General features: G+C 57.0%; 15 protein-coding genes and 2 pseudogenes. 15 read left to right on the top strand and 2 right to left on the bottom strand.

All coding sequences use genetic code 11. The annotated features are described in order from the left end of the window. Nucleotides 1-23: 23 nt before the first annotated feature. The 9 genes and pseudogenes from CAter10_RS24390 to coq7 all read left to right on the top strand — a co-directional run bounded on the left by CAter10_RS24390 (nucleotide 24) and on the right by coq7 (nucleotide 7,810). Nucleotides 24-155, top strand: a complete 132-nt coding sequence (locus CAter10_RS24390) for a hypothetical protein (RefSeq protein WP_335340171.1) — start codon at nucleotides 24-26, stop codon at nucleotides 153-155. Then, nucleotides 148-1,182, top strand: coding sequence for a dihydroorotase (gene pyrC, locus CAter10_RS18995; RefSeq protein WP_061534649.1), 1,035 nt, complete (start codon nucleotides 148-150; stop codon nucleotides 1,180-1,182). Before CAter10_RS24390 ends, pyrC begins: the two co-directional genes overlap by 8 nt. A 262-nt stretch (nucleotides 1,183-1,444) precedes the next feature. After that, nucleotides 1,445-2,065, top strand: coding sequence for an ANTAR domain-containing response regulator (locus tag CAter10_RS18990; RefSeq protein WP_061534648.1), 621 nt, complete (start codon nucleotides 1,445-1,447; stop codon nucleotides 2,063-2,065). A gap of 283 nt (nucleotides 2,066-2,348) precedes the next feature. Further along, a pseudogene (locus CAter10_RS18985) lies at nucleotides 2,349-3,631 on the top strand (CmpA/NrtA family ABC transporter substrate-binding protein). A gap of 205 nt (nucleotides 3,632-3,836) precedes the next feature. Then, the gene (gene ntrB, locus CAter10_RS18980; protein WP_231879323.1) at nucleotides 3,837-4,598 is read left to right on the top strand and encodes a nitrate ABC transporter permease; all 762 of its coding nucleotides are present in this window, start codon (nucleotides 3,837-3,839) and stop codon (nucleotides 4,596-4,598) included. A gap of 18 nt (nucleotides 4,599-4,616) precedes the next feature. Next, the gene (locus tag CAter10_RS18975; RefSeq protein ID WP_061534646.1) at nucleotides 4,617-5,429 is read left to right on the top strand and encodes an ABC transporter ATP-binding protein; all 813 of its coding nucleotides are present in this window, start codon (nucleotides 4,617-4,619) and stop codon (nucleotides 5,427-5,429) included. 33 nt (nucleotides 5,430-5,462) lie between these two features. Beyond that, a pseudogene (cobA, locus tag CAter10_RS18970) lies at nucleotides 5,463-6,235 on the top strand (uroporphyrinogen-III C-methyltransferase). A gap of 49 nt (nucleotides 6,236-6,284) precedes the next feature. Beyond that, nucleotides 6,285-7,118, top strand: a complete 834-nt coding sequence (locus CAter10_RS18965; protein WP_061534645.1) for a DUF3025 domain-containing protein — start codon at nucleotides 6,285-6,287, stop codon at nucleotides 7,116-7,118. Nucleotides 7,119-7,183: 65 nt separating this feature from the next. Further along, nucleotides 7,184-7,810 (top strand): 2-polyprenyl-3-methyl-6-methoxy-1,4-benzoquinone monooxygenase, encoded by a 627-nt coding sequence (gene coq7, locus CAter10_RS18960; RefSeq protein ID WP_061534644.1) that lies wholly within the window; start codon nucleotides 7,184-7,186, stop codon nucleotides 7,808-7,810. A 37-nt stretch (nucleotides 7,811-7,847) separates the two neighbouring features. On the opposite strand, the gene CAter10_RS18955 is transcribed toward coq7, so the two are convergent. Continuing rightward, a complete protein-coding gene (locus tag CAter10_RS18955; RefSeq protein WP_061534643.1) occupies nucleotides 7,848-8,294 on the bottom strand; it encodes an OsmC family protein in 447 nt (148 codons plus the stop codon). A gap of 554 nt (nucleotides 8,295-8,848) precedes the next feature. Between CAter10_RS18955 and rplM the strand changes: the two genes are divergently transcribed. The 6 genes from rplM to erpA all read left to right on the top strand — a co-directional run bounded on the left by rplM (nucleotide 8,849) and on the right by erpA (nucleotide 12,749). Next, nucleotides 8,849-9,277 carry a 50S ribosomal protein L13 gene (gene rplM / locus CAter10_RS18950; protein WP_014007943.1) on the top strand — a complete coding sequence of 143 codons (429 nt, stop codon included), beginning with the start codon at nucleotides 8,849-8,851 and terminating at the stop codon, nucleotides 9,275-9,277. Between the two features lie 9 nt (nucleotides 9,278-9,286). After that, complete coding sequence (rpsI, locus tag CAter10_RS18945) at nucleotides 9,287-9,679, top strand: 30S ribosomal protein S9 (RefSeq protein WP_061534642.1); 393 nt, start codon at nucleotides 9,287-9,289, stop codon at nucleotides 9,677-9,679. 375 nt (nucleotides 9,680-10,054) lie between these two features. Continuing rightward, the gene (argC, locus tag CAter10_RS18940) at nucleotides 10,055-11,092 is read left to right on the top strand and encodes an N-acetyl-gamma-glutamyl-phosphate reductase (RefSeq protein WP_061535464.1); all 1,038 of its coding nucleotides are present in this window, start codon (nucleotides 10,055-10,057) and stop codon (nucleotides 11,090-11,092) included. Between the two features lie 103 nt (nucleotides 11,093-11,195). Beyond that, on the top strand, nucleotides 11,196-11,885 hold the full coding sequence (locus tag CAter10_RS18935; RefSeq protein ID WP_231879051.1) for a DUF6776 family protein: 690 nt from the start codon (nucleotides 11,196-11,198) through the stop codon (nucleotides 11,883-11,885). 10 nt (nucleotides 11,886-11,895) lie between these two features. Further along, on the top strand, nucleotides 11,896-12,291 hold the full coding sequence (locus CAter10_RS18930) for a bactofilin family protein (protein ID WP_061534640.1): 396 nt from the start codon (nucleotides 11,896-11,898) through the stop codon (nucleotides 12,289-12,291). A 95-nt stretch (nucleotides 12,292-12,386) separates the two neighbouring features. Beyond that, the gene (gene erpA / locus CAter10_RS18925) at nucleotides 12,387-12,749 is read left to right on the top strand and encodes an iron-sulfur cluster insertion protein ErpA (protein ID WP_061534639.1); all 363 of its coding nucleotides are present in this window, start codon (nucleotides 12,387-12,389) and stop codon (nucleotides 12,747-12,749) included. A gap of 75 nt (nucleotides 12,750-12,824) precedes the next feature. Here the strand turns inward: erpA and CAter10_RS18920 are convergent, their stop codons facing one another. After that, nucleotides 12,825-13,973: an anhydro-N-acetylmuramic acid kinase gene (locus CAter10_RS18920; protein WP_061534638.1), complete on the bottom strand. Its 1,149-nt coding sequence runs from the start codon at nucleotides 13,971-13,973 to the stop codon at nucleotides 12,825-12,827. Nucleotides 13,974-14,048: the final 75 nt, after the last annotated feature.

The raw sequence follows: 14,048 nt of genomic DNA, 5'->3' as shown, positions 1-14,048 counted from the left end.
CTTATCCGTACGCCAGGATTTATTTGCTGGACCAGAGCGGCTTGACGGAAACCCGCTATGAAGACACGGAACACTATACGACCACACGCCATTTCCTGAACAATCCGGCAGGCATGCTGGAACGACTTTTTGCAGAAGAGAACGAAAATGACTGATACCTTGACCATTACCCGGCCAGACGACTGGCACTTGCATCTGCGCGATGGCGTGGCGCTGGCCAGCGTGCTGCCACATAGTGCGCGCCAGTTCGCCCGCGCCATCGTGATGCCGAACCTGAAGCCGCCGGTAACTACCACGGCCCAGGCAGTTGCCTATCGCGAACGTATCCTGGCGGTGCTGCCACCGGAGATGAGATTCGAACCGCTGATGACGCTGTACCTGACCAACAACACGCCGCCCGACGAAATCCGACGCGCCAAGGAGAGCGGCTTCGTGCACGCGGTCAAGCTGTATCCGGCCGGCGCAACCACCAATTCGGATGCCGGCGTCACCGATCTCAGCAAATGCTACAAGACGCTGGAAGTGATGCAAGAGCTGGGCATGCCGTTCCTGGTGCACGGCGAAGTGACCGATCCGGCCATCGACATTTTCGATCGCGAGGCGGTCTTCATCGATCGCGTGATGCTGCCGTTGCGGCGCGACATGCCGGAACTGAAAGTGGTATTCGAACACATCACCACCAAGGATGCCGCGCAGTATGTCGAAAGTGCGGAAGGTCCGGTCGCCGCTACCGTCACGGCACATCACCTGCTATATAACCGCAACGAAATCTTCAAAGGCGGGATTCGCCCACATTATTATTGCCTGCCGGTGCTGAAACGTGAAGAACATCGCCAGGCATTGGTGCGCGCAGTGACATCCGGCAGCACGCGTTTCTTCCTCGGCACCGACTCGGCGCCACATCCGAAGGGCCTGAAGGAACACGCCTGCGGTTGTGCCGGTTGCTACACCGCGCTGCATGCGATGGAGCTGTATGCACAAGCCTTTGACCAAGCCGGCGCGCTGGACCAGCTGGAGGCCTTCGCTAGTTTCAATGGCCCGGCTTTCTACAATCTGCCGCGCAACCAGGGCAGCGTTACCCTGAAGCGCCAGCCGTGGACGCTGCCGGCCGAGCTGCCGCTGGGCGATGCCACGGTGGTGCCGTTGAATGGCGGCGAAACGATTGAATGGCAGATGGCATAACCGCATCTAACATCGGATTTGACACTCCCTGATCCCCGCGCACGCGGGGATTTACTTTATTTACCGTCTCTCAAAATGGATTCCCGCGTGCGCGGGAATGACGGAGCGAGTGGTTTGACCCTGTCTCAATTACACTTTTATCTGCTATTCGCATCGACATGGTGCGATTTTTGCATGCTCCAACGGAGGGTGTGGATAATGCAGTACCTCCATCCGGTCTAACCTTAGCTCACCGCTTCACTCCTGGACTCGGGTTTCAAGCATGCAAAGCCTTCGCATAGTTGTTGTCAATCCAGTCGCCATCGAGGGCGACGATGATCCTGCGTTCGAAGCGCAGGCAGCGCGTGGCAAGGCTTTGCGTATCGGCTTGTTGCAAGCTGGCTACAACATTATCGCGTCGCTGCCGGCAGACCTCTATTTACCGGATCGGATTGCCCAGTTGCAACCTGACATGATTATTGTCGACGCCGAATCCGACGCCCGCGATGTGTTAGAGCATGTCGTGGTGGCGACCCGCGATGCGCGCCGCCCGATTGTCCTGTTTACCGAAGATGAAAAGACCTCAAGCATGGAAGCCGCCATGGCTGCCGGCGTTTCCGCTTATATCGTTGCCGGGTTGCAATCGGCGCGTATCAAGCCGGTGCTGGACGTGGCGCTGGCGCGCTTCCGGCAGGAGCAGAAACTGTTGGCAGAACTGTCCGACACCAAGCTGAAGCTGGCCGAGCGCAAGGTGCTGGAGCGTGCCAAAGGTCTGCTGATGGAACATCAAAAGCTGAGCGAACAGGAGGCCTACCAACGGCTGCGGCGGCTGGCGATGGACAAGAACCTGAAATTATCAGAGGTGGCGCAACGGATTATCGACGCCGCCGATTTACTGGGTTGATTCGACGCGCTCAACACCTATTCATCGGGCCGGAATGCCCAAAGAAAGCGAGCATATTTGGTGCGATGCACAAGACAGGTGCAGTTTCCTGCTGAAAACCCATCGATTTGACGCAAAAATCCTGGCATGTGGTTTGCATTGCTATTTGCAAGCGCCAACGTTGGCGCCGCTGGAATGGGCTAACGGCGGTCTTTTCCACATAAGACAAAGGTGTCTTTCCGCATGACTGGGTCATTGCGGGACGACACCTTTTTTGTTGCCGAAAACCATGTGGAGCCATGCGATGGATTTGGAAAAAGCACTGCCGCACGACGATATCCTTGATTCAAATGCGCCTGTCGATGGCAAGCGCCGTCAACTACTACAAACCGCGACGATCGCGGCAGGAGCCAGCATGTTGGGACTGACAAGCGCCGGGGCATGGGCCGCCGGCTCGGACAAGCCGGAGAAGACCGAGGTCAAGATCGGTTTCATCCCGTTGACGGACTGCGCCTCGGTGGTGATGGCGTCGTTGCTTGGCTTCGACAAAAAGTACGGCATCAAGATAGTCCTCAGCAAGGAGGCATCGTGGGCCGGTGTGCGCGACAAGCTGTGCAATGGCGAGCTGGACGCCGCGCATGTGCTGTCGGGTTTGATCTACGGCGTGCAAATGGGAATCGGCGGCCAGAAAAAGGACATGGCGATTCTGATGGGCCTCAACAACAACGGCCAGGCCATCACGCTCTCCAAAAAGTTGGCAGACAAGGGTGCCGTAGACGGCCGTCGCTGGCCAAGCTGATGGCAAGCGACAAGCGCGAATACACTTTCGCCCAGACTTTCCCCACCGGCACGCACGCGATGTGGTTGTATTACTGGCTGGCCGCCAATGGTGTCAATCCGCTCAAGGATGCCAAGGTGATTACTGTGCCGCCGCCACAGATGGTGGCCAATATGCGGGTTGGCAACATGGATGGCTTTTGCGTTGGCGAGCCATGGGGGCACAGGGCGATTGTCGACGGCGTTGGCATCACGGCGATCACCACCCAGGAAATCTGGAAAGACCATCCGGAAAAAGTGCTCGGCACCACTGCCGAATTCGCCGCCAAGAATCCCAACACTTGTCGCGCCTTGATTGCCGCCGTGCTGGAAGCCGGCAAATGGATCGATGCCTCGCTTGCCAACAAGAACAAGATGGCCGAAGCCATCGCCGATAAATCCTACGTCAACACCAGCAAGGATGTGATCGACCAGCGCATCATGGGGCGCTACCAGAACGGCCTGGGCAAGACTTGGGACGATCCCAACTACATGAAGTTCTACAACGACGGCTTGGTCAACTTCCCCTATTTGTCAGATGGCATGTGGTTCATGACGCAGCATCGGCGCTGGGGTTTGTTGAAGAGCGATCCGGATTATCTGGCGGTGGCCAAATCGGTTAGCCAGATCGATCTGTACAAGGATGCCGCAGCGATGAGCAAGACGCCGGTGCCGAAAGACGTGCTGCGTACCTCGAAGCTGATGGACGGCACCGTGTGGGACGGAAAGAATCCAACAGCTTACGCCGCTTCCTTCAAGATCCACGCGTAGGCGTGGCTAATCTGGAGCTGCGATTTACCTGGGAGCCAATATGAGTGCAATCATGGACACAGCGGCAAATGCGAATCGCCAGGCAGCGCTAGTGCAGGGCGAGACAGTCGACACTTCTGCCGAGGCGCCAACTGAAACCGATGGTGTTGCGGTCCGGCGGTTGGCGAGAACAGGCAGTCGACGCAGCACCATGCCGCCATGGCTGATGCAGATTGTCGCGCCCGTGCTGGGCTTGGCATTCCTGGTGCTGCTGTGGCAGATCATCGCAATGAGCAACAGCCAGTTTCCGACACCGTTGCTGACCTTGCAGGAAGCACTCAAGCTGTTCGCCGATCCGTTCTACCGCACCAGTCCCAACGATCAGGGCATAGGCTGGAATATCCTGGCTTCGCTGCAGCGGGTCGGCGTTGGTTTCGGTCTGGCGGCGCTGGTCGGGATCCCCTTGGGCTTCATGATCGGTCGCTTCAAATTCCTGTCCAGCATGTTCGGTCCGATCATCAGTTTGTTGAAGCCGGTATCGCCGCTGGCGTGGCTGCCGATTGGCCTGCTGGTATTCAAATCGGCCAATCCGGCGGCGATCTGGTCGATCTTCATTTGTTCGATCTGGCCGATGATCATCAACACCGCAGTCGGCGTGCAACGGGTGCCGCAGGACTACATGAACGTCGCCCGCGTGCTGAACCTGTCGGAGTGGAAAATCATCAGCAAGATTCTGTTTCCGTCGGTGCTGCCGTACATGTTGACCGGGGTGCGGCTGGCGATTGGTACTGCCTGGCTGGTGATCGTTGCCGCCGAAATGCTGACCGGCGGCGTTGGCATCGGCTTCTGGGTTTGGGATGAGTGGAACAATCTTAATGTGCCGCACATCATCATCGCAATTGTCGTGATCGGCGTGGTCGGGTTGCTGCTGGAGCAATTGCTGGTAGCTTTGGCGAAAGCGTTTACCTATGAACAGGTTGCAAGCTAATTGGGGGGGGGCGAAAGTATGGAACAGCGCGACGCTAAATTCATCGATATCCACCAGGCTGAAATGGTGTTCAATACCCGCAAGGGACAGTTCCATGCGCTACGCGATATCAACCTGACGGTGCGCAAGGGCGAATTTGTCACCTTGATCGGTCACTCCGGGTGCGGCAAGTCGACGCTGCTGAATTTGATTGCCGGGTTGCTGATGCCGAGCGATGGCGTGCTGATTTGCGCTGGGCGTGAAATCGCCGGCCCGTCCCCAGAGCGAGCAGTGGTGTTTCAAAACCATTCGCTACTGCCATGGCTGACTTGCCACGAAAATATTTACCTTGGTGTAGAGCGGGTATTCGCCACTACCGAAAACAAGAGTGCATTGAAGGAGCGCACCAAGGCAGCGCTGGCGATGGTCGGGCTGAGCGCGGCCGGACAAAAACGCCCACACGAGATTTCCGGTGGCATGAAACAGCGGGTCGGTATTGCCCGGGCATTGGCGATGGAGCCAAAGGTGCTCCTGATGGATGAGCCGTTCGGTGCGCTCGACGCGTTGACGCGCGCGCATTTGCAGGACGAGTTATTGAAGATTGTCGCCAAGACCGGATCGACGGTGGTGATGGTGACGCATGATGTCGATGAAGCGGTACTGCTGTCGGACCGTATCGTCATGATGACCAACGGCCCAGCTGCCTCCATCGGCGACATTGTCCAGGTGCGCCTGTCGCGGCCGCGTGAAAGGGTAGCGCTCGCGCAGGACGCACTGTATGCCGAATATCGGACGTCGGTACTGGAATTCCTTTATCGCAAACAGGCGCATCCGGCGGCGCAGGCGGCTTGAGCGGCAAGCCGCGGCGATGATTTTGGAGGAAAGATGACGGCACAGTATGGTAAGGTATTTTTGGTCGGCGCCGGTCCCGGCGATCCCGATCTGTTGACACTGAAGGCGGTCAAGGCTATCGCCCAGGCCGATGTGCTGCTGGTAGATGATCTGGTCAATCCAGAGATTTTGCAGCACGCGCAGCGGGCCGCTCGCGTAATTCATGTCGGCAAGCGCGGCGGTTGCCAGTCGACGTCGCAGGAATTCATCGAACGCCTGATGGCGCTGGAAGCGCGGCCGGCCAGTGCGTGGCGCGGCTGAAGGGAGGTGATCCCTACCTGTTCGGCCGCGGCGGCGAGGAGCGGGCGCATTTGCTGGCGCAGGGGGTGACGGTTGAGGTAGTGCCTGGAATTACCAGCGGCATGGCGGCAGCGGCCAGCGCCGGGATCGCAGTCACTCATCGCGAACATAGCCAAGGCGTGATTTTCGTTACCGGCCACAGCAAACACGATTCGGTGCAGCCAAACTGGCAGGCGTTGGTGGATGCGAACATGACGCTGGTGATTTACATGGGTATCGCCCGCTGTCGCCAATTGCAAAGCAGCTTGCTGGAGGCTGGCATGGCCAGATCGATGCCGGTTGCGGTGATCCAGTCGGCAACGTTGCCGACGCAAGTTCGGTTACAGACGACCCTGGAGCGCCTGTCGCAGGATTTGCACAACAGTGGTCTCGGCAGCCCCAGCATCATCGTCGTCGGCGAAGCCGTGCGTTACGCCGATGCACTCGGAGCCATTGAGCTGGACGGCTTGCAACTGGCGCTGGGCTGATACAGCGAGCGTTGGCTGATAGCTGCACGCGGGGTAAAATGCGCGGCAAATGGATACTCCCGCCGCCCCCCATCTCCCATCGTTTCTTGCTGCTATTGATTGGCAACAGCCCTGGCTGAAACCGTTTCGCACACTTGGCTGGCAATTGACGGCGAGCGCCGACTGGCGAGGTGCCCTGAATGCGTTGGCCCTTGCGCGTGACATCCGCAATTACCTGGGTTTGCCGATTCGCTTTGTCGAGCAAGCCGAATTGCCGGCGGCGACGGCCTACGAAGCATTCATCGGCAGCAGCGGCAAGGTGCCGACGCGCGACAACCTTCACGATTTTCTTAATGCCTTGATATGGCTTTCGTTCCCATCGATAAAAGCCCAATTGAATGCTCTGCAAGCTGCGGAGTTGGCGAAGGCGGGGACGCTGTCCGGCAGCAGCAAGCCACGCGGCGCGGCGCGCGATGCCGTCACTATTTTCGATGAAAATGCGGCACTGCTGCTGGTGCGCGACAACGCGGCTGGGCAGGCGTTGATTGCTGTCTTGCGCAACCACCTGTGGCAGGAGGCGTTTCTGGAACAGCGCGACATGTTTGGCGGGGATGCCGAAGTCTGGCTGTTCGGCCATGCCTTGCTGGAAAAGCTGGTGCGGCCATACAAGGCGATTACCGCGCATACGTTGGTAATCAGTGTCCCGGCGCATGTTTTTTCCCTAACGGAAGATGCCAGGCGTATCTGGATTGACCAGCATGTTGCAGCCGACCTGGAACAGCAAGGTGCACCGGTCAGGCGTCTGACGCCGCTGCCAGTGCTGGGTGTGCCGGGTTGGGCATGCGTTCAAGATAGCGATTTTTATGCCGATGCGACGGTGTTCCGGCCGAAGCGCGCTGGTTGATATCCGTTAATCGCTACTAGCCTGATAAAATTCGGGCATCTACTTTCTCATAATCGATCCTGAGCATGACATTCATAGACAAAGCCATCGCCGATTTCGACAACGCCCTGCGCGTGATCACCGGGCAAGCCTCGGCATCGCGTCCAAATCCGGCGTTGCAGGCGCCGGATGGCATCCTGGATGCCGCCGAGCAGCGCCATAGCGCCGGCCTCATGCGGGTCAACCATGTTGGCGAGGTCTGCGCGCAAGCGTTGTATGACGCCCAGGGGCGTTTCGCCCAAGGCGAGCCGATCAAGCTGCAGTTTGCAGAAGCGGGCAGGGAAGAAGAAGATCATCTGGCGTGGACTGCCGAGCGCCTGCGCGAACTCGGTTCGCACGTCAGTCTGCTCAATCCCCTGTGGTACGCGGGCTCGTACGCGCTGGGCACGATCGCAGCGCGCCTAGGTGATGCACGCAGCCTTGGGTTCGTCTCGGAAACCGAGCGTCAGGTCGAAAAGCACTTGAGCAGCCATCTGGAAAAATTGCCGCTGCAAGATGCCAAATCACGCGCCATTGTCGAGCAGATGCGGGACGATGAAATCGCCCATGGCGAGGCCGCACGCATTCTGGGCGGAACGGAAATGCCCTTGCCGGTAAAAAAAGCGATGCAGGCAATGTCCAAGGTGATGACGACAGTTGCTTACCACATCTGATTTTGCCGGGTAGCGCCCTTTCCTGCCCGGCAGCATATCAGGCGCTGGCCGCTGGTTCGGCCAGATCGTCGATGATGTCGAAGGAATGGGTCATCACGGCGGTTTTTTCCAGCATGATCGAAGCCGAGCAATATTTCTCGTGTGACAGCTTGATGGCCCGCTCAACCAGGTTGGGTTTCAGGTCGCGGCCACGCACGGTGAAATGAAAGTGGATTTTGGTGAAGACTTTCGGCTCGGTTTCAGCGCGTTCCGCCTTCAGCGAGACATCGCAGCCGCGCACGTCTTGGCGGCCTTTACGCAGGATCAGCACCACGTCATAAGCGGTGCAGCCGCCGGTGCCGGCCAGCACCACTTCCATCGGCCGCGGCGCCAGGTCACGGCCGCCGCCATCAGGGGCGCCGTCCATTGCCAACATATGGCCGGAACCGGTCTCGGCCAAGAAAGTCATGCCGGACGAGCCGGTCCAGCGTACTGTGCATTCCATAAAATCTCGCTGAGTGATTGTAGTGTCACAATATTCTAACTGCTCTTGGCGCAACGGGTTTGTCGCGCCGAGGTACTGATATTTGTGTTTTCTTTAATTAATTGGCTGCAAGCCGGGTGATATCTGTAAATTTTGGTAAAAGAAGGTTTTGTTGCCTTGCGATGCACAATTTCGTTTGCTAAGATCAATTCATCAATTGCCTGATTGACCTTTGGCAATTATTGCAATGTCTCCTCCACCCTCCTCGGGAGTGGATTTAAACCCGATGCCTCATCGCAGATCGGGTTTTCTTTTGTCCGGGACGCTGGGTTCCTGCAATTGCACGGTAGTGCGAACGGATTTACAACAATCCCTAGCGCAAATGGCAAATTTATTCAATCAATTTGACGCCAAGTCCTTGAAAAGGCTATAATTTACGGCTTTTCCGTTTGCTCAGGAAAAGATAACAAGGAAGAGTCTGTCGTTAATGCAGGACGAAAATTGGGTGTAACAACCCGGTCTCCGATAGCGATGGAACCACCATTTGAGCGAATTAAACTAGTTAGGAAGTCAACATGAAAACTTTTTCCGCTAAGGGCCATGAAGTCCAGCGTGATTGGTTCGTGATTGACGCGACGGACAAAGTCCTCGGACGTGTTGCCAGCGAAGTGGCACTCCGACTGCGCGGCAAACACAAACCGGAATTTACTCCACACGTTGATACCGGCGATTTCATCGTCGTCATCAATGCAGGCAAACTGCGCGTCACTGGCGCCAAGGCAACCGACAAGACATATTTCCGTCACTCCGGTTACCCAGGCGGCATCTACGAAACAAATTTCCAGAAAATGCAACAGCGTTTTCCAGGTCGTGCGTTGGAAAAAGCGGTCAAGGGCATGCTGCCTAAGGGCCCGCTTGGCTACGCAATGATCAAGAAGCTCAAAGTGTACGCAGATGGTAGCCATCCGCACACTGCGCAGCAACCTAAAGCACTTGAACTCTAAGGAATAGACATGATCGGTAACTACAATTACGGAACCGGCCGTCGCAAGAGTGCAGTGGCTCGCGTTTTCATCAAGTCCGGCTCGGGCCAGATCGTCGTCAACGGCAAGCCAGCGAATGAGTATTTTTCGCGCGAAACCGGCCTGATGGTGATCCGTCAACCACTGGAACTGACCAACCATGTCGAAACTTTCGACATCAAGGTAAACGTTAGCGGCGGCGGCGAGTCCGGCCAAGCTGGCGCGGTTCGTCACGGTATCACTCGTGCTCTGATCGACTACGATGCAACGTTGAAATCGGAACTGTCGAAAGCCGGCTTCGTTACACGTGATGCACGTGAAGTTGAACGTAAAAAAGTTGGTCTGCGCAAGGCACGTCGCGCGAAACAATTCTCCAAGCGCTAATCTACGCTTTCAGAATATCAAAAAGCCGCCAGGTTCGCGCCTGGCGGCTTTTTGTTTTTTTTGCTGTAAGTATTTCCTGAAACGTAACATTGAACGAGCCGTTGCCATGTCTAGGGGCGTTGGCTGTTGCTGTGGTGAATGTTAACCCGCCCGAACAATTCATAGGCTGATAAAATAGTTCGCTCTGGACTGCAACTTGTCTGGCGTGCAGGGTCAAAGTGGTCGTGCAATTTTTGCTCGCGGATATGGATGCAATGAGTTCTAAATAAACAAGTACGAAGCAAGTACGACACAAGTGCGCAACAAGTACGCAACAAGTACGCAACAAGTACGCAACAAGTACGCAACAAGTACAGTTTCATGCAAGGAAAAATGATGATCAAAGTCGGGATTGTAGGTGGTACGGGTTATACCGGAGTCGAGTTGCTGCGCTTGCTGGCGACCCATCCGAATGTGCAGCTGGAAGCGGTGACGTCGCGCAAAGAAGATGGCATGCCGGTGGCGGACATGTATCCATCGTTGCGCGGGCGCGTTTCGCTGGCATTTTCTGTACCTGAAAAGGCACGCCTGACTGATTGTGATGTTGTGTTTTTTGCTACGCCGCACGGTGTCGCCATGGCGCAAACGCCTGAGCTGCTGGAAGCCGGCGTCAAGGTGATCGATCTCGCCGCCGATTTCCGCTTGCAGGACACCGCAGTTTTCGAGAAATGGTACAAGCTGGCGCATAGCTGCCCAGAATTGCTGAAAGAAGCCGTGTATGGCTTGCCGGAGCTGAACCGCGAAGCCATCAAGGGCGCGCGCATTATCGGCAATCCCGGTTGCTATCCAACCACGATGCAGCTTGGCCTGGCGCCGCTGCTGAAGGCTGACGTGGTTGACGCCTCGCATCTGATCGCTGATTGCAAATCTGGCGTCTCAGGCGCTGGCCGCAAGGCCGAAGTCGCCATGCTGTTTTCGGAAGCCAGCGACAATTTCAAGGCCTACGGCGTCTCCGGCCACCGGCATTCGCCGGAAACGCTGGAGCAACTGGGCAAGCTGACCGACAAGAAAGTTGGCCTGTTGTTTACGCCGCATCTGGTGCCCATGATCCGCGGCATGCATTCGACCATCTATGCGCGCCTGACCAAGGATATCGACAACGCTACGCTGCAGACGCTATTTGAAGACGCCTACAAGAATGAACCATTTGTCGACGTCATGCCATTCGGTTCGCATCCGGAAACCCGTTCCACCCGTAGCTCGAACATGCTGCGCATTGCCCTGCATCGGCCGAATGACGGCGATACCGTGGTCGTACTGGTGGTGCAGGACAATCTGGTCAAGGGTTCGGCAGGCCAGGCGGTGCAATGCATGAACCTGATGTTTGGACTGGAGGAAACCACTGGTCTGATGCACGTGCCGGTCCTGCCATGATGCGCTCGACCGGGGCGTTGCCTGTCGATCTCGCTGAGCGGCGGATCCTGTCGCGATGAAGTACAAGTTGTGGGTTCGGCGCATGTCGATTTCGGCGCCGAAAATGACTGTGAAAAGCCATCTGCCTTGGCCGCTGAAGGCTGCGTTCCTGGCGCTGGTGTTGGGCGTCGGCGGTGCGCTGGCAATGTCGATCTACGATCTCGGGCGCGACTTTACCGGTCATAAATCAGGTGTCAGCAAGCAGCAGTTGGCCGAATTGAATGACAAAATCAGCGCATTGACGGCCGAAAGGGATCGCTTCTCGACGACCGTCAATGCGGCAGAAAGCCAGCTCAATATCGAGAAGGCGACGCAGGAACAATTAAGCCAGCAGATAAGGACGCTGGAAGGGGAAAATGCCAAACTGAAAGAGGATCTGGCGTTTTTCGAAGGTTTGCTGCCTAACGCAACCGGCAGCCAGGGCATCACGATCCAGCGTCTGTCGGCCGAACTGTTGACGCCGACGCAATTGCGTTATCGGATGCTGATTATGCAAGGCGGCAAGAGCAGCAGCGATTTTGTCGGTGAAGTGCAATTGCTGGTGACGGCAACGGTAGCTGGAAAAAGCACAGTGCTGACGTTTCCTGCTGCGAATGCCGTGGCTGCTGACAAGGCTGCCTATCGTTTGGATTTCAAGTATTACCAGCGGGTCGAGGCTATCCTGCCTTTGCCGGAAGGCGCTGTCGTCAAGGCAATTCAGGCCAAGGTCCTTGAAAAAGGACAGACGCGGGCGCAGCAAACCACAAATTTGTAAAGGAAACAGCATGTTCAACCGTAAGGCAAAGAGCACGATTGAGAGTTTGATTGGTTCCTCGACCAGCATTCATGGCGATGTCCATTTCAAGGGTGGCCTGCGTATCGACGGCCACGTCAAGGGCAACGTAGTAGCCGAGGCTGGCCAGGCTAGCGTCCTGGTCATCTCCGAGAGCGCCAAGGTCGAAGGCGAAGTGCGGGTGGCGCATCTGGTGGTCAACGGTGAGATCGTTGGCAATGTCCATTCATCCGAACTGCTTGAATTGCAGCCGAAAGCCCGCATAACTGGGGATGTCAACTACAAGGCGCTGGAAATGCATAGCGGCGCCCTGGTAAGCGGCAAACTGACCCATGAACAAAGTACGGCCGAACCGGTGTTGAAACTTGCCATGTCGCAATCCGCCTGATCGTTGCCTTAAAACCGCAGTTTCGGCGTTGCGCTGCATGATTTCAGCCAAGCGCCTATAATGCAGTATTGTATGTCCCCCCGCAGGAGCCAAAAATGAATGCTGTCGCAGAAATCCAAGATGCCGTTGCATCCCCTATCGTCTTTACCGATAGCGCCGCCTCGAAGGTTGCGCAGCTGATCGAAGAAGAGGGCAATCCAGACCTCAAATTGCGCGTTTTCGTGCAGGGTGGCGGTTGCTCTGGCTTCCAGTACGGTTTTACGTTTGATGAAATCGTCAACGAAGATGACACCACAATGAGCAAGAACGGCGTGCAACTGTTGATCGATTCGATGAGCTACCAGTACCTGGTCGGCGCTGAAATCGACTACAAGGACGATCTGGAAGGCGCGCAATTCGTGATCAAGAATCCGAACGCAACGACTACTTGCGGCTGCGGTTCTTCGTTCTCGGCCTGATTTTTAAGGCTCGTTAAAAAAGGACGCCGGGGAGAAATCCTCGGGCGTCCTTTTTTTATGCAGTCCTGCTTCCCGTCAGCTTCCAGGATACAGTGCGCCCAAAATCCGGAAATCGCGCGCCCCCGTCACCAACGGTAAATTACCCGGCAAGCGCTGGTCGAAACGCAGGGCCAGCCAGGCAAATGCGATTGCCTCGACGTGGTTCGGCGCAATCCCCAACGCTTCCGTCGATTGCACCGTCGCCGTCAGGCCACGCGCTTGCAGCCCTTGCGCAAGTTGCAACATCAGATAAGGGTTATATGCTCCGCCGCCGCAGACATTTACCGTTTTCACATCTGCGGCGTGGCGCGCTATTGCGTCGGCGATGGTGTTGGCAGTCAGCGCGGCCAGTGTTGCCTGCACATCAGCGCTGGAAATCTGCGGGAAGCTTGCCAAATGCTTGTCCAGCCATGCTGCGTGGAACAGGTCGCGGCCAGTGCTTTTTGGCGGCGGTGCGGCAAAATAGTCTTCCTTGCACAGCGCGTCAAGTAGAGCCTGTGACTGTTGTCCGCTGGCCGCCCACTGGCCGTTCGCATCGTAATCCTTGCCCTGATGGCGTTTGATCCAGAGGTCCATCAGCACGTTGCCCGGGCCAGTATCGAAGCCGATCACATCACAACTGGCGTGACTGTGCAGTACGCTGATGTTGGCGATGCCGCCGATATTCACAACGACCCGGGTTTGCTGCGGATCGGCAAAGACGGCCTGGTGAAAGGCCGGTACCAGCGGCGCGCCTTGGCCGCCGGCGGCAATGTCGCGGCTGCGGAAGTCGGCGATCACGTCGATCCCGGTCAATTCAGCCAGCAGCGCCGGGTTGTTGGCCTGGCGCGTGAAGCCGAGTTCGGGACGATGGCGAATGGTTTGGCCGTGGACGCCGATGGCGCGGATCTGGTCCGGCCGCAAGCCGGCATCGGCCAACAGGCGCTCTACGCAGGCCGCGTAGTGAGTGGCCAGGGTATTGGCGACCAGCGCTTCGCGCTCAATTTCGTTGGCGCCTGGGCTTTGCAGCGCCATCAGCTCCTGTCGCAATGGAGCTGAAAACGGCATGTAGGCCGATCCCAGAGTGGTCACAGGATGTTGCGTCGGCGTGCTCGGGAAGGCTGCGATGACGCCATCGACGCCGTCCAGGCTGGTGCCGGACATCAATCCGATGTAGAGAGCGCTATGGGGAGTTGGAGTAGGCATAATAAAACCGTTGTGGGGTTGGCTAATTTTACTAGCGCTCCAACAACGGTTCTATGTTTATTCCAGATGTGCCTG

The sequence above is a fragment of the Collimonas arenae genome (genome assembly GCF_001584165.1).
GTDB classification, from domain to species: Bacteria; Pseudomonadota; Gammaproteobacteria; order Burkholderiales; family Burkholderiaceae_D; genus Collimonas; species Collimonas arenae.
Note: the sequence above shows the minus strand (reverse complement) of the source record. Positions and strands in the feature narration are given on the sequence as shown.

Coding starts and splice junctions, on each gene's coding strand:
- pyrC (WP_061534649.1), top strand. CDS start 148: ATGACTGATACCTTGACCATTACCCGGCCAGACGACTGGCACTTGCAT.
- CAter10_RS18990 (WP_061534648.1), top strand. CDS start 1,445: ATGCAAAGCCTTCGCATAGTTGTTGTCAATCCAGTCGCCATCGAGGGC.
- ntrB (WP_231879323.1), top strand. CDS start 3,837: ATGCAGATTGTCGCGCCCGTGCTGGGCTTGGCATTCCTGGTGCTGCTG.
- CAter10_RS18975 (WP_061534646.1), top strand. CDS start 4,617: ATGGAACAGCGCGACGCTAAATTCATCGATATCCACCAGGCTGAAATG.
- CAter10_RS18965 (WP_061534645.1), top strand. CDS start 6,285: ATGGATACTCCCGCCGCCCCCCATCTCCCATCGTTTCTTGCTGCTATT.
- coq7 (WP_061534644.1), top strand. CDS start 7,184: ATGACATTCATAGACAAAGCCATCGCCGATTTCGACAACGCCCTGCGC.
- CAter10_RS18955 (WP_061534643.1), bottom strand. CDS start 8,294: ATGGAATGCACAGTACGCTGGACCGGCTCGTCCGGCATGACTTTCTTG.
- rplM (WP_014007943.1), top strand. CDS start 8,849: ATGAAAACTTTTTCCGCTAAGGGCCATGAAGTCCAGCGTGATTGGTTC.
- rpsI (WP_061534642.1), top strand. CDS start 9,287: ATGATCGGTAACTACAATTACGGAACCGGCCGTCGCAAGAGTGCAGTG.
- argC (WP_061535464.1), top strand. CDS start 10,055: ATGATCAAAGTCGGGATTGTAGGTGGTACGGGTTATACCGGAGTCGAG.
- CAter10_RS18935 (WP_231879051.1), top strand. CDS start 11,196: ATGACTGTGAAAAGCCATCTGCCTTGGCCGCTGAAGGCTGCGTTCCTG.
- CAter10_RS18930 (WP_061534640.1), top strand. CDS start 11,896: ATGTTCAACCGTAAGGCAAAGAGCACGATTGAGAGTTTGATTGGTTCC.
- erpA (WP_061534639.1), top strand. CDS start 12,387: ATGAATGCTGTCGCAGAAATCCAAGATGCCGTTGCATCCCCTATCGTC.
- CAter10_RS18920 (WP_061534638.1), bottom strand. CDS start 13,973: ATGCCTACTCCAACTCCCCATAGCGCTCTCTACATCGGATTGATGTCC.